The 16947-nt window shown below is 67.6% G+C and carries 17 protein-coding genes; 2 read left to right on the top strand and 15 right to left on the bottom strand.

The genetic code is table 11. The annotated features are described in order from the left end of the window. Nucleotides 1-182 precede the first annotated feature (182 nt). The 15 genes from N5D45_RS00085 to N5D45_RS00015 form a co-directional block, all read right to left on the bottom strand. Nucleotides 183-1358: a substrate-binding domain-containing protein gene (locus N5D45_RS00085; protein ID WP_057502762.1), complete on the bottom strand. Its 1176-nt coding sequence runs from the start codon at nt 1356-1358 to the stop codon at nt 183-185. A 400-nt stretch (nt 1359-1758) separates the two neighbouring features. Next, complete coding sequence (locus tag N5D45_RS00080; protein ID WP_057502761.1) at nt 1759-2934, bottom strand: substrate-binding domain-containing protein; 1176 nt, start codon at nt 2932-2934, stop codon at nt 1759-1761. Between the two features lie 271 nt (nt 2935-3205). Continuing rightward, nucleotides 3206-4405, bottom strand: a complete 1200-nt coding sequence (gene gspF / locus N5D45_RS00075; protein WP_057502760.1) for a type II secretion system inner membrane protein GspF — start codon at nt 4403-4405, stop codon at nt 3206-3208. Nucleotides 4406-4412: 7 nt separating this feature from the next. Continuing rightward, nucleotides 4413-5846 (bottom strand): type II secretion system ATPase GspE, encoded by a 1434-nt coding sequence (gene gspE, locus N5D45_RS00070; RefSeq protein WP_057502759.1) that lies wholly within the window; start codon nt 5844-5846, stop codon nt 4413-4415. After that, complete coding sequence (gspD, locus tag N5D45_RS00065) at nt 5843-8224, bottom strand: type II secretion system secretin GspD (protein WP_164191075.1); 2382 nt, start codon at nt 8222-8224, stop codon at nt 5843-5845. The genes gspE and gspD overlap by 4 nt, the downstream gene beginning before the upstream one ends. Beyond that, on the bottom strand, nt 8221-8748 hold the full coding sequence (gene gspM / locus N5D45_RS00060; protein WP_057502757.1) for a type II secretion system protein GspM: 528 nt from the start codon (nt 8746-8748) through the stop codon (nt 8221-8223). Before gspM ends, gspD begins: the two co-directional genes overlap by 4 nt. Next, the gene (gene gspL / locus N5D45_RS00055; RefSeq protein ID WP_164191072.1) at nt 8745-9908 is read right to left on the bottom strand and encodes a type II secretion system protein GspL; all 1164 of its coding nucleotides are present in this window, start codon (nt 9906-9908) and stop codon (nt 8745-8747) included. The genes gspM and gspL overlap by 4 nt, the downstream gene beginning before the upstream one ends. Then, nucleotides 9905-10810: a type II secretion system minor pseudopilin GspK gene (gene gspK / locus N5D45_RS00050; protein WP_197657047.1), complete on the bottom strand. Its 906-nt coding sequence runs from the start codon at nt 10808-10810 to the stop codon at nt 9905-9907. Before gspK ends, gspL begins: the two co-directional genes overlap by 4 nt. 9 nt (nt 10811-10819) lie before the next feature. After that, nucleotides 10820-11257 (bottom strand): type II secretion system major pseudopilin GspG, encoded by a 438-nt coding sequence (gene gspG, locus N5D45_RS00045; RefSeq protein WP_164191067.1) that lies wholly within the window; start codon nt 11255-11257, stop codon nt 10820-10822. Nucleotides 11258-11314: 57 nt separating this feature from the next. Then, nucleotides 11315-11875, bottom strand: a complete 561-nt coding sequence (locus N5D45_RS00040; protein ID WP_227199361.1) for a hypothetical protein — start codon at nt 11873-11875, stop codon at nt 11315-11317. A 144-nt stretch (nt 11876-12019) separates the two neighbouring features. Beyond that, entirely contained in the window at nt 12020-12571 is a 552-nt protein-coding gene (locus N5D45_RS00035) for a hypothetical protein (RefSeq protein ID WP_049409471.1), read from the bottom strand. Nucleotides 12572-12629: 58 nt separating this feature from the next. Continuing rightward, nucleotides 12630-13610, bottom strand: coding sequence for a DUF4880 domain-containing protein (locus N5D45_RS00030; RefSeq protein ID WP_279938344.1), 981 nt, complete (start codon nt 13608-13610; stop codon nt 12630-12632). A 69-nt stretch (nt 13611-13679) separates the two neighbouring features. Continuing rightward, nucleotides 13680-14210, bottom strand: a complete 531-nt coding sequence (locus N5D45_RS00025) for a sigma-70 family RNA polymerase sigma factor (RefSeq protein WP_019337777.1) — start codon at nt 14208-14210, stop codon at nt 13680-13682. Nucleotides 14211-14226: 16 nt separating this feature from the next. Continuing rightward, nucleotides 14227-14907 carry an STN domain-containing protein gene (locus tag N5D45_RS00020; protein WP_043396252.1) on the bottom strand — a complete coding sequence of 227 codons (681 nt, stop codon included), beginning with the start codon at nt 14905-14907 and terminating at the stop codon, nt 14227-14229. 455 nt (nt 14908-15362) lie between these two features. Beyond that, complete coding sequence (locus N5D45_RS00015; RefSeq protein WP_005413654.1) at nt 15363-15827, bottom strand: Lrp/AsnC family transcriptional regulator; 465 nt, start codon at nt 15825-15827, stop codon at nt 15363-15365. A 126-nt stretch (nt 15828-15953) separates the two neighbouring features. Here N5D45_RS00015 and N5D45_RS00010 point away from each other — a divergent pair, with 126 nt between their 5' ends. Next, nucleotides 15954-16685, top strand: coding sequence for an AzlC family ABC transporter permease (locus N5D45_RS00010; RefSeq protein WP_057503720.1), 732 nt, complete (start codon nt 15954-15956; stop codon nt 16683-16685). Beyond that, the coding region (locus tag N5D45_RS00005; protein ID WP_279938343.1) for an AzlD family protein at nt 16682-16947 on the top strand (266 nt) is incomplete at its 3' end. The genes N5D45_RS00010 and N5D45_RS00005, both read left to right, overlap by 4 nt.

Raw genomic sequence — 16947 nt, 5'->3', positions numbered from 1 at the left:
TGGTGGGCCGCGGCTGCGGCGACGATCGGGGAGGCACGCGCAACGCATGCCCTGCCACTGATAGACGGTTCACGTGACACGAAGCCGACAGCGAAACACTGCGGCGGCGGCACCGTCGCGGAAATGGCGACGCCGGCCCAGGGCCGGCGTCGGGTCAAGCAGGATTCAAGCAGTGCTGCGGATTACAGCGGACGACCGATGCCGGCGCAGGTGCTGGGATTGTTCAGGCCGGCAGTGCTGCTGGCCAACACGAAACGGTTGCGGATCGCATCGCGCCACTTCTTGGGCAACGGGGCAAAGCCATGGCCGGTGATCGATGCCTCGTAGGCGGCCGGGTAGGTCGCCGAATAGTGGCGAGCCAGGAAACCTCTCAGCTTGTTGGCAACCGTCTGATCCTTGTAGCACTGACCAATCAACAGGTAGGTGTAGCCGATGATGGGGTAGATGACTGAAGGATTGCCCATGTAGGGAGCCCAGTTGGCAGGATCCTGAGCAGCGATGCCGGACGGAGGATCGAAAACAGTCAGGATGAATTCCCATTGCGCCCGATCCGGCGAGAAGCCTCTGACCTTTGCGACCTTGGTCGCATCGGTCAGGCTCGGGATCACGTCCGGCCCGGCGTAGCCGATACGGCCTTCAAACGCGTAGACAGCGTTGTACAGCGAGGTGTCCCCGGTGGCCGGAGCGGCCACCAGGAACCCCGGCAGGCTGCCGTTGGCATCGCGCTTGTAGAGGTCGGCGAAGGTCGACTTGATGGCGAACTTGCCGCCCGCCAGGTTCGAGGTCTCAGCCCGCTCACGGGCGCAGTTAGTGGCAAGGAATCGGGTGAGAATCTCGCTGGTTCCGCTGCTTTCCGGACGGTACACGACCTGGATCGGGCCGCTGCGGTTGGTGTCGATGGTCGACCAGTCGCTGATCGCACCCGAGAACACGCCGCAGATCTGCGCCACGCTCAGGTCCACCGCCGAACCGGCCTTGTTGAACGGGATGGTGACCGAGGTGGCCACCGACGGCACCTGGATCAGCGCGCCGTAGCGGTTGGCGTTGGTCGGCTGGTTGAAGTTGGTGGTGTAGGTACTCAGCTCGGCGCTGCTCAGCACCGAATCGCTGCCAGCGAAATGGACGGTGCCGGTGGTCGAGAACAGCGCCGAGTTGTTTTCCAGAAACGCCTTCTTGCCGGTACCCGATCCGGTCACGGCGTAGCTGAAGTTCGCCGGCAGGATGCTGTCGGCCGAACCCTTGTAGAGGTCGGCCGGCAGCGAGGCACCGCCGCCGGTAACGGTCTGCGCCGAGGCGGCGCCCACGGTAGCGAGCAGCACGGTAGCAACCAGCGCGGCCAGGGTCTTGTACTTGCTCATGATCTTCTCCTGAAGGGTTTACTGCGAAGGGAAACGCCAAGGGAGGTACCGTTACTGCACGCCTACTGTCATCTCCCAGCCCGCTGCATGAGGACACGTCCATCCTCATTCGTGCCTACGCGAGCTCTGCAGCGCAGCCCCGTGTTGCCGGACCGCCAACCGCAGCTGGAGGCGTCCGACGTCGTGCATTCGCCTGATGCGAGTGACCGCGCACTGGACCGCACTGGCGGCGGTGATCGGAGACACGCGCAACGCATGCCCTGCTACTGATAGACGGTTCGCGTGACATGAAGCCGACAGCGTGCAGCGGACCATGACGTTGCACGCCGCACGGCGGAAATGGCGACGCCGGCCATAGGGGCCGGCGCCGGGTCAAGCAGGGTTCACGCGGTGCTGCGGATTACAGCGGACGGCCGATGCCCGAGCAGGTGCTCGGATTGTTCAGGCCGGCCGCGCTGCTGGCCAGCACGAAGCGGTTGCGGATCGCATCACGCCAGGCCTTGGTTAGCGGGATGAAACCATGGCCGGTGATCGACGCCTCGTAGGCCGTCGGGTAGGTCGCCGGATAGTGACGGGCCAGGAAGCCGCGCAGGCTGGTGGCAACCGCCGAATCCTTGTAGCACTGGCCGATCACCAGGTTGGTGTAGCCGGCAATCGGATAGCCGGCCGACGGGTTGCCGAACACCGGCACCCAGTTGGCGGGGTTCTCGGCGGCGGTGCCGGTCGGCGGAGCGACGGTATCCAGGGTGGCCTGCACGCTCACCTGGTCAGGCGAGAAGCCCTTGACCTTGGCAACCTTGGTCGCATCGGTCAGGCTCGGGATCACGTCCGGGCCGACGTAGCCGATGCGGCCATCCGCCGCATAGACAGCGTTGTACAGCGAGGTGCCGCCCGTGGCCGGCGCGGCAACCAGGAAGGCCGGCAGATTGTTGTTGGCATCGCGCTTGTACAGGTCGGCGAAGGTCGACTTCACGGCGAACGTGCCGCCGACCAAGTTCGAGGTCGCAGCCGGCTCGGCCGCGCAGGCGGCAGCCAGGAAGCGGGTGAACATTTCGCTGGTGCCACTGCTCTCGGTGCGGTAGACCACACGGATCGGACCGCTGCGGTTGGCGTCGATGGTCGACCAGTCGCTGATCGCACCCGAGAACACGCCGCAGATCTGTGCCACGCTCAGGTTGACGGCCGAACCCGGCTTGTTGAACGGGATGGTGACCGAGGTGGCCACCGACGGCACCTGGATCAGGGCGCCGTAGCGGTTGGCATTGGTCGGCTGGTTGAAGTTGGTGGTGTAGGTGCTCAGCTCGGTGCTGCTCAGCACCGAATCGCTGCCGGCGAAATGCACGGTGCCGGTGGTCGAGAACAGCGCCGAGTTGTTTTCCAGGAACGCCTTCTTGCCGGTGCCCGAACCGGTCACGGCGTAGGTGAAGTTCGCCGGCAGGATGCTGTCGGCCGAACCCTTGTAGAGGTCGGCCGGCAGCGAGGCACCGCCGCCGGTAACGGTCTGCGCCGAGGCGGCGCCCACGGTAGCGAGCAGCGCGGTGGCAACCAGCGCGGCCAGGGTCTTGTACTTGTTCATGATCTTCTCCTGAAGGGTTTACTGCGAAGGGAAACACCAAGGGAGGAACGGTCACTACACGCCTGCTGCCGCCGAGGGCCTCCCAGCCCACTCTGCGGCGACGTGTCCATGCTGGTCCGCGCCGATGACAGGCCGCTTAAGAAACCTGTGGAAGATCAGAAAAAGGTGTGGAGGATTGTGTGGAGGAATCCAGCTGTCAGTAGATCCACGCCATGCGTGGATGTGCCGCCCATGCCGCGCGTCTGGTGATCCATCCACGCATGGCGTGGATCTACTGCACCAGTTGGTTCATTTCCATGATCGGCATCAGCACCGCCAGCACGATCGTCAGCACCACGCCGCCCATCACCAGGATCATGGTGGGTTCCAGCAGCGCGGTCAGCGCCATCGCGCGACGCTCGATCTCCCGCGAAATCGTCTGCGCAGCGCGATCCAGCAACGGCGCCAGCGAACCGGTCTTTTCGCCACTGGCCACCAGGTGCACCAGGATCGGCGGATACACCTTCTGTACTTTCAATGCAGAGCCCAATGCGGCGCCTTCGCGTACGCGCGCGGACACGTCGTCGGCGCAACGCGCCAGCAGCACGTTGCCCAGGGTCTGCCGCGCCGCCTCCAGTGCACGCAGCAGCGGCACGCCGGCATCGAGCAGGATCGCCAGCGTCGAGGCAAAACGCGCACTGTTCACGCCCAACACGAAGCGCCCGATCATCGGCACCCTCAGCAACAGCGCATCCCAGCGCAGGCGCAGCTCGGGCCGGCGCAGGGCCAGCCGCCAGGCCACCACCAGCGCAGCGATGCCCAGCCCCACCCACACGCCCCAGCTGCGCACGAAGGCGCTGGCCGCCAGCATCACCTGGGTCAGCATCGGCAGCGTCTGCCGCGCCTGCACGAACGCGGTCACCACCTGCGGCACCACGTAGCTGAGCAGGAAAATCACGATCGCCACCGATACCAGGCTGATCGCCGCCGGGTAGATGAAGGCGGTCAGCACCTTGGCCTGCAGCGCGTTGCGTTCTTCGATGTAGTCGGCCAGGCGCTCCATCACTCGCGCCAGGTCGCCGGAGTCTTCACCTGCCCCCACCAGTGCCCGATAGATCGGTGGGAAATCGCGCGGCCGCGCGGCCAATGCCATGGTCAGGCGCTGGCCGGCACGCACGTCGGCGCGTACCGCGGTGAGTGCCTGGGCCACGTGCGGGCGCTCGGCCTGCTCGATCACCGCACTCAATGCGCCTTCCAACGGCAGGCTGGCGGCCAGCAGACTGGCCAGCTGGCGCGTAGCCCAGGCCAGCTCGCTGGCGGACAGCCGGCGAGCCCCCCAACCACTGCCGGCACTGCGCGCCGCACTCACTTGCACGGGGGTCAGCCCGCGCCCGCGCAGCAGCTGGCGCGCTCCGCGCGGGCTGTCGGCGTCCAGCTGGCCCTTCTCGATGCGGCCCTGCGCGTTGGCGGCCTGGTAATCGAACAGTGCCATCGTCGCCTCAGTCGTCACCGGTGACGCGCAGGATCTCTTCCAGCGTGGTCACCCCGCTGTCGACCCAACGCTGGCCGTCCTGGCGCAAGGTCCGCATGCCGGCACGCCCCGCCGCCTCGCGCAGGGCGGGCTCGCCCTGCCCTTCATGGATCAGCGCACGCACGCGATCGTCCACCACGAACAGCTCGTGGATGCCGGTTCGCCCCCGATAGCCGCTGTTGGCGCAGGCCGCGCAGCCCACCGCGCGCCACACGGTACGGCCGTCGCCATCCACCTCGGCACGCCGGCATTGCGTGCACAGCCGCCGCACCAGCCGCTGCGCCAGCACGCCGCGCAGCGACGAAGCCAGCAGGAACGGCTCCACGCCCATGTCGGCCAGGCGGGTCACCGCCGAGATCGCATCGTTGGTGTGCAGGGACGCCAGCACGCCATGGCCGGTCAGCGATGACTGCACCGCAATCTGTGCGGTCTCCAGGTCGCGGATCTCACCGATCATGATGGTGTCCGGATCCTGACGCAGAATCGCGCGCAGCGCGGTGCCAAAGCTCATGCCGATGCGCGCGTTGACCTGGATCTGGCCGATGCCGGCGAAGTCGTACTCCACCGGGTCTTCCACGGTGAGGATGTTGCTGGTGCTGCTGTCGAGCTGGCCCAGTGCGGCGTACAGCGACGTGGTCTTGCCGCTGCCGGTCGGCCCGGTGATCAGCACGATGCCGTGCGGCTGCCGGATCAACCCGGTAAACGTGGCCAGGGTGTCATCGGCCATGCCGAGTCGCTGCAGCTGCAGCCGGCCGGCATCCTTCTCCAGCAGGCGCAGCACAGCACGCTCACCATGCCCCGTCGGCACCGTGGAGACACGGATATCCAGTGGCCGGCCGCCCACACGGATCGCGATGCGCCCGTCCTGCGGCAGGCGCTTCTCGGCGATGTCCAGGTGGGCCATGATCTTGATGCGCGACACCAGCGCCGCATGCAGTGCGCGCCGGGGCTGCACCATGTCGCGCAGCGTGCCGTCCACCCGGTAGCGCACCACCGAATGGGTCTCGAACGGCTCGATGTGCAGATCGCTGGCGCCATCGCGTGCAGCCTGTGCCAGCAGCGCATTGATCATGCGGATCACCGGCGCATCGTCCTGCGCATCCAGCAGATCGGTGACCTCCGGCATGTCCTGCATCAGCCGGTCCAGGTCGACTTCGCTTTCGGCGGCACCGACCACGGCAGCGGCATCACCGCCGTCACGGTACTGCTCACCCAGCCGCCGCTGCCAGGTCGCCGCATCCAGCGCATGAAACGGCAGCGGGCCATGCCGGCGGCGCAGCTCGGCCACGGCCCACGCCGCGGTGTCGGCGGTGCCAAGCAGAACCGGTTCGCCACCGGCCTCGGACAGCATCACGCCATGGCTGCGCACCCAGGCGTACGGCAGCGGCGCGGCGGCGCTCACGGCCCGATCACCAGTTCCGGCGTGTAGCCCAGCCCGCGCAGCTGCTGCAATGCCGGGTCCAGCGTCGCCGGATCGCGCGGCAGTCGCACGCGCAGGCGCTGCCCGCTCTCGCCCGGCGTCGCTTCGGCATAGGCCTGCAGGCCCAGTGCCCGCACCTGCGCCACGCCCTGGCTGGCACGTGCCGGGTCCAGCCCCTGCGCGAACTGCACCAGCTGCGCATTGCCGTCATCGGCCGGATACAACGCTGCCAGGCTGGTGTTCTGCAGCGGCTGGCCCTGCCCGTCGCGCGCATTGCCCTGGCCGAGTACAGACAGGTCCTGCGGCGGCAGCTGTGGTGCCGACAGCGCCGGCAATGCCCAGCTCTGTACCGGCTGCGCGCTGGCCTGCGCGTTGCGCATGTAGTCGTAGCGGTCGCGGGTCAGGCGCTGGCCGGCGGCGGGGTCACGCACCACGTGCGGGCGCAGGAACACCATCAGGTTGGTCTTGGAGCGCTTGCGCGTATCACTGCGGAACAGCGCCCCCAGCACCGGGATCCTACCCAGGCCCGGCACCGCATCACGGCCATGGCTGACGTTGTCCTCCAGCAGGCCACCCAGGACCATGATCTGGCCATCGTCCAGCAGCACGCTGGTATCGAGCGCTCGCTTGTTGGTGATGATGCCGGCGGCACTGTTGGCACTCTGCGCGTCGATGCTGCTGACTTCCTGGTAGATGTCCAGCTTCACCGTGCCGCCCTCGGAAATCTGCGGGCGCACCCGCAGCTTCAGGCCCACGTCCTCGCGCACGATGGTCTGGAACGGGTTGTTGCTGCCACCACCGCCGTCGGTGACGTAGCGGCCGCTGACGAACGGCACGGTCTGGCCGACCATGATGCTGGCTGCCTCGTTGTCCAGCGTCATCAGGTTCGGCGTGGACAGGATGTTGGCGCCGCCCTTGCTCTGCAGCGCGTTGGCCAGCGCTTTCATGTTGAGGATCTGGCCGACACCAGGCAGGTTGATGGTGCCGTCGATCACGCCGATCTTCAGGCCATCCTTGGGCAGCACGTCCAGCGTGGTACGCGCGCCGGTATTGAGCCCGCTGCCGCCGGTGGCACCACCGAAGTGGGTGCCACCAAAGGTGCGTCCATTGCCCAGCATCCACTGCACGCCCAGCTCAGCCGCGTCGGTCTGGTTGACCTCCACGATCAGGCTTTCCACCAGCACCTGTGCACGGCGCTGGTCGAGCTGGTCGATCACACGCCGCAGGTTGCGGTACACCGGCTCCGGTGCCGAGATCAGCAGGGTGTTGGTGGCCACGTCCGCCTGCACCGAGATGCCGTTCTGGCTGAAGCCGGTGCTTCCCGCATCGATCGGGTCACGGCGGCTCGGGTCCAGGCGCTGCGATTCCAGCGCATTGCCTCCGGTCTTGGCCTGCTGCGGCTGCGACGGCTGCGTTGGCGGGGAACGATTGGCGTCACCCGGCAGTGGCGTGATGCCTTCATTGCTACCCATCGCTGCTGCATCGCTCTGCCCGGCCACCACGCCACGCAGCACACCGGCCAGCTGGTTGGCCTGGGCATTGCGCAGGTAGACCACATGCAGGTTGCCGGACTCGTCCTGCGCGCGGTCCAGCTTCTCCACCAGCTGCCGCGCCAGGCGGGTGCGCCCGGGGCTGCTGGAACGCAGCAGCACGCTGTTGCTGCGCGGGTCGGCCATCACCACCACTTTCTGGGTGGGCTCGGCGCCCTGCGCATCCAGCAGCGGCGCGACCATCGCCGCGACGTCAACGGCAATCCCCTGCTGCAGCTTCACCACATCGGTGTCCATGCCGGCCGGCGTATCGACGCTGGCGATCACCCGTGCGATGCGCTCCAGGTTGTCGGCGTAGTCGGTGATCACCAGGGTGTTGTTGCCTGGATTGGCGGTGATCGGATTGTCCGGACTGATCATCGGACGCAGCACCGCCACCAGCGCCGCTGCGCTCTCGTAGCGCAGCGCGAAGGTGCGGGTGGTCACCTCACCGCCGGCACCACCAGTGCCGACGCGTCCTCCCAACAGCTTGGCATCGGCCTGCGGCACCACCCGGCTGACGCCGCCGTTCTCGACCACGGCGAAGCCACGCATGCGCAGTGCGCCCAGCAGCAACTGGTAGGCCTGGGTACGGCTGACCGGGCCATCGGAAACCACTGTCATCTTGCCGGTCACCCGTGGGTCGACCAGGAACTGGCGGCCGGTGAAGCGTGCGGCCATGCGCAACACGCCACCGATATCGGTGTCGACCAGGTTCAACTGCACCGGCTCATCGCGGGCGTCCTGCGCCAGCACCGACGCCGGTGCGTGGGCCATGCACACGATCAAGGCCAGTGCGGTACTGCAGGCAAGGCTGCGCATCGCCCTCATGGATGGGCACCCACGTTGAGCGCCATCACGATGTTTCCGGAAATCCGTGCCGCCGGCATGTTCGCATCCCCTGTGCGTGTCAGTTGCAGCTGCTGCAGTTCGATGGCCGGATCGGCCAGCACGGGCAGCAGCCAGTTCCACAGCGCGTCAGCGGGCACCGCGTGCACCTGCAGGTGCCAACGCCCGTCGCGCGCTTCGATATGCAGTCCGTCGGCGAGGCCGGCTGACTTGATTCCATCACGCAACCCGGCCATCGTCGGGCGCTGCCCCTGCGTCTGCTGCTGGCGCTCGCGTGCCTGCAGCAGTGGTGCCAGTACACGCGCCTGTGCCTGCAGCCGCGGTAGCTCGGCCTGCCAGTGCGTGCGCTGCTTCAGCAGCGGCTCCAGCCACAACGACCACAGACCCGCCACCAGCAGCGCCAGCACCATCACCCACAGCATCAGCCGCTCGCGCGGTGGCAGGCGTTGCCAGCGTTGCTGCAGGCCTGCCAGTCCCTCGCCCAGTCGCAAGGTTCGGGTGGTCACTGTCCAGCCCCGTTCACCCGCAGGCGTCCACCGGCTTCGCGCGTCAACTGCAGGCCCTGCGCCTGGACCGCTTGCTGCCAATGCTCAAGCCGCTGCGGATCATCGGCCAATGCCTGGGCATCGGCATCCAGCTCCAGGTACACCTGCCCGGCTTGGTAGTGCAGGCTGTGCACCTGCCCCGCCAGCTCCGGAACCGCGTGCAGCGTGCTGGCGATCTGACGTTGCAGCGCCGGCAACGGCGGCGTCGGCGGTGGAACCGCAAGCGCTCGCCTTGCCTGCAACACCGGGTCCACCACATCGGTGACCTCCGGAAAGCGTGCGCTGAACTGCCGTGCCATGCCCTGCTGCAGCGCCTCACCCTCGATCCGCCAACGCGAGACCTGCCACTGCAGGCCAAGTGCAGCCAGCAGCACCGCCGCCAGTGCCAGGCCGATCGCCAGTCGCGGCGCTTGACGGCCTGCGCCGGGCAGCGGCAATGACCAACCCGGCAACGGACCACAGGCCTGCTGTTCATGCGCAACGGCGCTGGCCGGCAGGCTGTCCGGCCACGCCGGCGGTACGCTGTCGATCCATTGCACGGCCCGCACCCCGGCCTGTTGCAGGCGCACTGCCAACGCCTGCATCACCGCACAGGCATCACGTCCGCCATACCATTGAACGAAACCCCGGTCGCGCCCGCTGCGTACCAGCAGGTGCTCGCCGCTGACCTGCAGCGTGGCATGACCGTCCTGCCAGGGCAGCAGCAGCGGCGTCGGATACAGCGCCTGCAACCGCAGTGCACACGAAGCCAGCAGCTGCTGCGCCTGCAGGAGCGCCTGCTGGCCCAGCCAGGCCACAGGAACCGTGCCGTCCGTCGCCTGCACACCGTGGGCCAACGCGACCTCCTGCAGGTCATCCAGCAGCATCGCCTCCACCTCACCCTGCAGCGCCGACTGCAGACGGCGCCCGGACAACGGTGGCAACTGCAGTTCCAGCAGGATCAGGTCGTTCGGATCGAGGCAGGCATGCACCGCAGCCTGCGGATGGCGCAGGCCCAGCGCCGCCAGCGTGTCGCGGCCGTGAGCCAGCACCTCGCCCTTGTGCAGCTGCGCCCAGTCCACCGCGCTGTCGGCGCGCAGACACTCAAGCGCCGGCAAGCGCACCCGAAGCTGCACGGTCATGCGCCGATCCTCGTCCACACGCGTTGCACACGCACGCCATCGTCGCGGTACTCGCGCCAGAGCAGCGCGCGAAAATCAACCGCGCTGCCGTCAGCCTGCACCTGGCCGACGGCCAGGAACCACTCGCTATGGATACCCAGGGGAAGCACGGCCATCTGTTCGTTGCTCAGTTGAAGTCGATTGGCGATGTCGCCGCGATTGAGCAGCCAATGACCAGCGTCGCGCTCACCGAGCAGCGCCTGCAGCCGTGCCGGTTCGACCGCAGGCGTCACCGCCTGCAGAACGCGCAGGTCGCTGGTGTTGGCGTTGACCAGGGTCTGCGCCGGCAGCACCACGGTGCGCCGCGCCAGCGCCTGCAGCGCTACCGGGTCAGCGCCGGCCAGCGCCTGTTCGATCAGTGATTCACGCGGCAGCGGCGCCTGCGCCTGCATGTCGCCATCGCGCAGGCGCGCCTGGATGTGGTCCGCGGCGGATGCGCAGGCGCCCTGACCCAGCCCCTGCCCGGCACACAACGCGATGAACGCGCGCCGCGCCTCGGGGTCAGGCCTGCCATGTGCCAGCAGGTTGCGCAGGTTGAACATCGACTGCGCATCGACCAGTTGCAGCTGCACCGGCAACGGCGCCTGCAGTTCCAACGGGCGCGCCCAGCGCCCGCTGCGCACCGTGGTCAGCTGTTCCTTTACATCCTCACGCAGCTGCTGCGCCGCACGCTCCAGCGTGACGTCCACCGCCATGCGCACCTGCGCGCGTAGCTGGTCACCACGCAACGCACGCAGCTGCGCCGACTGCCGGGTCAGCAGTGCCGTGGCAATCACCGCCACCAGTGCCACCACAAGCAGGGCGACGATCACCGCCATGCCACGTTGACGGACACTCGAAACAGAACGCATCCGGGCTGACATCGGCCTGCCTCACAGCTGCCAGGAGCCGATGTCCGCGTTCCCGGCGTCGCCGCCGGGCTTGCTGTCCGCGCCTAGCGAGAACACATCGATGTCGCCATGGGTTCCGGGAATCTGGTACTGATACGGATGGCCCCACGGGTCATTGGGCAGGCGATCCAGATAGGGCGTGACCGGCATCGTGCCACCGCCCTGCGGGGGCTTCACCAGTGCCTGCAGGCCCTGCTCGGCACTGGGATAGCGACCGTTGTCCAGCTTGAACAGCTTCAAGGCCTGCATCAATGCGGCGATGTCCTGGCGCGCCGCCACCACGCGTGCCTGGTCGGGACGGTCCATCAAGCGCGGCACGATCAGCGCGGCAAGAATGCCGATGATCACCACCACCACCATGATCTCGATCAGGCTGAAACCCTTCTGCGGAGCTTTGCGACCACGAACCTGCCTTGCCATTGTTCCGCCCTCGTCATCCTGGAAGAGACCGCTGCGCCATGGTCAGCGGTGCATGTGTCAGTACGATAAACATCCGCCGGCAATTCGCTGCGCGTGTGCCTGTACGGGCGCACCACGCGCAGCCGGTGCACATGCAGACTCGAACAGATGCCGCGGTACGCTGGCCAGCGCATCGTCGATGCAGCCGCGCAGCAACGGATGCGCGCAGGCCTGCAACAGCCGCACGCACTGCATCGGAGACCACGCTGTTCCATGATCGAGGCCGATGAACATCCGATAGGCCTGGTGATAGCGCAGGTCGTCGTACACGCGCTGGGCACTATTCAGATCGCGCATGACCACCAGCAGGGCCGCGCGTTGCAGCAGCCGCGCATCGCCTGCATCAAGCGGCAGCGGGCTCATGGCCGCTTCGGGCCAGGGCCGCAGCTGCAGATCGATGGCTTTTCGCAGCGCCACCAGTGGGTGCGCACTACCGTCCAGTGCCGCCCAGCGCGCCGCATCTGCCCAGGCATCACTGGATAGCACCCAGACCCAGGAGTGCCCATAGCGCTGCACGTTCAATGGCGTATGCCGCGCCTGCTCCAGTGACTGGCTCAGGTGACGATCCAGCTCCAGCATGCTGATCCTGCGACTGTCTGCCATCGGCGCCGCCCGTGCTCCGCGACGCGTGGTGCGCCGTACTCTGGAGAAGACGTCAGCAAGGCAGGTGAAGCGACAGCGCACATGCAGCTCTGTGCGCTGCGTGGCGCTTCATCGCCAACGTCATCGCAGCGTCATCTGCCTGCAGGCTTCGCGCTCCAGTCGCGGTGCGTCGCCCCCGCAACGGCGCGCCAGTATCGCCACATCGCTGCGCGCGGCGAACGCGGCCAGCGCATCGGTCATCTCCGCGTCATCGCACCATGACCCCATCGCAACGCGCAGCGCCGGCAATTGCCAGCTGTCCATCACACCGTGGGTACCGGCCACGAACCAGTGCCACAGCCGATGGTGCAGCACCTGCTCATGCAGCTGCGCCAGATCCCCGATGCCATGCATGTCCATCAGCAACAGCGCACGAGCAAGCGCCGCAGGCGGCAACGCACCGGTTTCAGCCAGTGGCAACACCCGCTGCTGCAGGCGCAACAGCATCGCCAGCGGGTGCGACTGCGGATCGAAGTCCAGCAGCACAGCCTTTTCCTGCCACTGCGCGTCGGACACCACGCACACCCATGGCGATCCGTAGCGGTGCACCATCAACGGCCGTCGCTGGGTTGTTTCCAGCAACGCCGACAGATTGCGACGCAGATCCAGCACACCGATGGTCTCGTTGCGCATCCTTGGCTTCTCCTTGCTTGCAACAGCCCTGCGCGGTGCGCACGGCCAGCGTCTTCATCTATCCAAGGACGGCGATGCCACCCGGAAAGCGACGCAGATCCAGCGACATCGTCAGTCGCAGCTGCTCAAGCGCCGCATCCGGATCATCGATGCGGAAGCGACCGCTGACCGGTGCGCGCGCCAACGCCGATTCGCCCAGCAGTACCTTGCCGCGGCGGTAACGGTTGATCTCCTCCACCACCTCACGCAGCGGTGCGCGGCGGAACACCAGCATGCCCTCGGTCCACGCACTCACTTCCGAGGCCACGGCCTCGGCCACCACACCACTGAGGCGCTCGTCGTACTGGGTCTGCTGGCCCGGCTGCAGCTGCAGCCGCCCCTGCGGATGCTCGATGCGGGCGCTGCCCTGCAGGCAGGTCACCCGTACCTGGCCGTGAGTGTTGCGCACATCCAGGCGCACTGCGCCTTCATCGGCAATCACGCAACCCGGGCCCGCGAACAGCGCGAGGCGCAGACCAGCCCCGGTTTCGATCGCGGCCTGGCCCTGTACCAGCTCGAAGCCTTCGCCCTGCGCGTCCGCGCGGCGGCGCAGGCTGCTCTGCGTATCCAGTTCGATCTTCAGCTGCGGCAAGGGTGCAATCTGCAGCCGTTCACCGGTGCCGGTGTGGAAATCGGCCGCCATCGCCGTCACCGAGGGCCATAATCCCAGCGGCGGACGGATCGCCGCCACCACCACCAGACTGGCCGGCGCGGCAATCGCCGCGCCCAGGAAGGCACGCCGGCTCCAGCGCTGGGCCGGCGACGGCGCGACCGGTTGGCGCGCGGCGGCGGGCAGCTGCTCGCCGGCCAGCCGCACCTGCTCCCACTGCCGGCGCGCACGTCCGAACGCTTCACGATGACGCGGGTCGGACTCGCACCACGCGCGGAACCGGCGCCCGTCGGCGGCGGTCGCCTCGCCCGAGGTCAGGCGCACCACCCACGCGTGCGCCTGACACTCAACGGCATCCAACGGGCGTTGCGGGCGATCGTCAGGATCCATGGGGGCTCATGCCGGACCCGCACGCTGCGGGGTTCTGCTCGGCGTCACAGTGTAGACGGATGCCGTCGCTCAGAACCGCACCTGGCGCCCCTGCCCGCTGCGCTCGGCCAGGTAATCCTGGGCCGCCTTCAGCTCACGCTGCACCAGTCGCAGCGACACACCGAGGTGGTCGGCCACGTCGCGCTGCTGCAGGCCGTCGACACGGATCGCCAGCAGGATGCGGCGACGACGCTCGGGCATGCGCTGCAGCAGGCCGACCATGTCTTCCAGCGCGAAGTCCAGTTCGGCCGCCTGCGCCGGGCCGGGTGCCGGGTCGGCCATGTCCATCAGCGTATCCACCTCCTCCAGGCTCAGCAGGCGGTGGTCAGCACGTTGGCGGTCGATCACGGTGTTCATTGCCATGCGCAGCAGGTAGGCCGCGGGGTTCTGCACGGCGTCCAGGCGGTCACGGCGCGCGCTCAGGCGCATCCAGGTGTCCTGCAACGCGTCGCCAGCCAGCTCTTCCGAGCCCAGCTTGCGCACCAGCCGGCGCTTCAACTCATCGTAGGCACCCAGAAGGTGGTCCATCAGGTCAACTGCCCCAGCCGTACCGTTGCTCATGTTCGAATCCTTGAAGTCATGGAAGGGGCGCGCGCCCGCCACAGTCGTGGTCGGTGCCGGAAGGACGGATCTGCAGCGTCACCGGCTGTGGCAGCGCGGCGGTCTCGGTCGCCAGCACCAGGCCCTGCATTGCCTGCAGCAGGTGAGCATCGCGGCGATCGCTGCCACTGCCGGACAGCAGCTCGGGCTCGCTCACCTTGCCCGCGCCGTCGATGCGGAAGCGCAGCGTCGCGGCATAGCGGCCGGGCGCGATCTCGGGGTCGTCGCAGAACGCCGCGCGCAGCCTCTGTTGCAGGCCGCCATAACGACGCCGACGTTCGGCCTCGGGAAGTTCGGCACCAACACCGGGTTCGGCGGCCGAGGGCATGCCCCGACGCAGCACCACGCGCTGCTCGCCGATCACCTCGGCCTCGACGCCGGAGTCCTGCAGCAGCGCCTGCAGGGCGGGCAGCGGCGGCAGGCTGGCGCGCAGCGCATGGCTGCTGCGACCCGCGGCAAGATCGCCCGGGTACATCACCGACCACCCGCTGATGACGCTGAAGCGCTCGACCGCCTGTTCCAGCGGCTGCGCAGGGATGTCGTAGGCATGAACACCGTCCTGCGCGGCGGCGGCAAAGGACAGCAGCAGCCATGCGGCGATGGCCACCTTCCAAGTTCTGACCGCATGGTGTCCATTCAGCCCCCTGACGTAGAACACATGACCCTCGGCAGCGACAGCAGCTGCAGTGGACGCGCACCACGGCCGGAACCCCGGCCCGCGCGCGACCCGCAAGCGGGCTCAAAACGTACCGGTGCCAGATGTCATTGCGATGACCGCCGCCACGGCTGACGCCGAGGCAGGCTCCGTGGAGCCAGTCATGCATCAGGAATCAATGAACCGAGCAGACAGGTTCATCTGCGCACGGGATCCGACCCCGACAGATCGCGGAAGCTGTCAGGCGGCGGGGCGGCATGGCCAGGCAGGACCGTTGGCGCCATGGATGGCGCCATCGAGCCCCCAAGGAAGGGTTCACGGCGTGTCCTGCCTGGCCATACCGCCCCGCCGCCCCACGGAGAATCGCTGTTGCTGTTGCTGTTGCGCCTGAGGTTGCCGGCCAGCGGCCGGCACTACCCGCGGGTGCCGGGTGCAACCCGGCCGCAACCACCCATCCCTCAAAGCGGCAGCTGGGTCGTCTGCTTGATCCGCTGCATCGGAATCTCGGTCTTGGTGTTCTGCACCCCGGCAATCCGGTTCAGGTGCTGCATCTGGAACTGCCGGTAGGCATCAAGGTCCGCCACCGCCACCCGCAGCAGGAAATCGCAGTCGCCCGCCATCAGATGGCATTCAAGCACTTCCGGGAAAGACTTGATGCTGTTGATGAAGTGGTTGGTGGTGTCCTCGTCCTGCCCGCGCAGCCAGACCCGCACGAACACCGTGAAGCCACGGCCCACCTTGGCCTCATTCAGCAGGGCAACGTAGCGGTCGATGTAGCCGCCCTCCTCCAGCAGCCGTACCCGCCGCAGGCAGGCCGACGGCGACAGCCCGACCAGCCGGGCCAGCTCCAGGTTCTGCAGGCGGCCGTCGCGCTGCAGGGCGTCGAGGATGCGCCGATCGAGGTTGTCGAGTTGATACTGCATGCAATTTCGCCCTTGACGCCTTCAGCCGTATGAAATTTCAATAATCCAGAATCAAGTGGCATCAACGCAACCCGATTTCGCGATTGGACCGCTAGCATGGGCCATCCCACCTCGTTGTGCCGCTCCATGGACGCCCGTACCACCCTCCCCCTGCCCGACACCTGCGATACCGCCCCGCGTGCCGAATTCCTGCGCGGCCTGCGTGCCGCCGTGCCGGTGATGATCGGCTTCATTCCGTTCGCCCTGGTGCTCGGCGCGCAGGCGGCCCAGAAGGGCCTGAGCGCACTGGAAGTGCCACTGATGACCGGCCTCAACTTCGCTGGCGGTTCGGAGTTCGCCGCCGTCGAACTGTGGACCTCGCCGCCGCATATCGCACTGATCGTGGCGATCACCGCGCTGGTCAACAGCCGCCACCTGCTGATGGGCGCCAGCCTGGCCCCGCTGCTGCAGCATCTGCCGCGCCGCCGGGTGCTGCCGGCGCTGTTCTTCATGTGCGACGAGAGCTGGGCGATGGGCGTGGCCGATGCGCGCCGCCGTGCGCTCGGCTTCAGCCTGGCCTATTACCTGGGCGTTTCGGCAGGGCTGTACACGGTCTGGGTGGCCTGCACGGCACTGGGCGCGATCGTCGGCCCGATGTTGGGCGACATCCATGCCTACGGTTTCGACATGGCCTTCCCTGCGGTATTCCTGGTGCTGCTGCGCGGCATGTGGCAGGGCATGAAGGCAGCACGGCCGTGGCTGGTCAGCCTGATCGTGGCCGCCGCCACCTACCTGCTGATCCCGGGCGCGTGGTACGTGGCCAGCGGCGCACTGGCCGGCCTGGCCGCAGCCTGGCTGCTCGCGGAGGACGCAGCATGATCTTCAATGGCTTGATCCACTGGACTTCAGTACTGACCATCGTGCTGATGGCCGCCGCCACCTACCTGACCCGCATTGTCGGTTTCCTCGCGCTGCGCAACCGCACACTGAGCAAACGCGCAGTGACGGTGATGGAAGCCGCGCCGGGCTGCGTGCTGATCTCGGTGATCGCCCCGGACTTCGTCGCCGACAAGCCGGCCGACCTGGCCGCACTGGCGATCACCTTGCTGGCCGCCACGCGGCTGTCGATGCTGCCGACGGT

This window comes from Stenotrophomonas sp. GD03819 (assembly GCF_029841665.1).
Taxonomy (GTDB): Bacteria; Pseudomonadota; Gammaproteobacteria; order Xanthomonadales; family Xanthomonadaceae; genus Stenotrophomonas; species Stenotrophomonas geniculata.
Note: the sequence above shows the minus strand (reverse complement) of the source record. Positions and strands in the feature narration are given on the sequence as shown.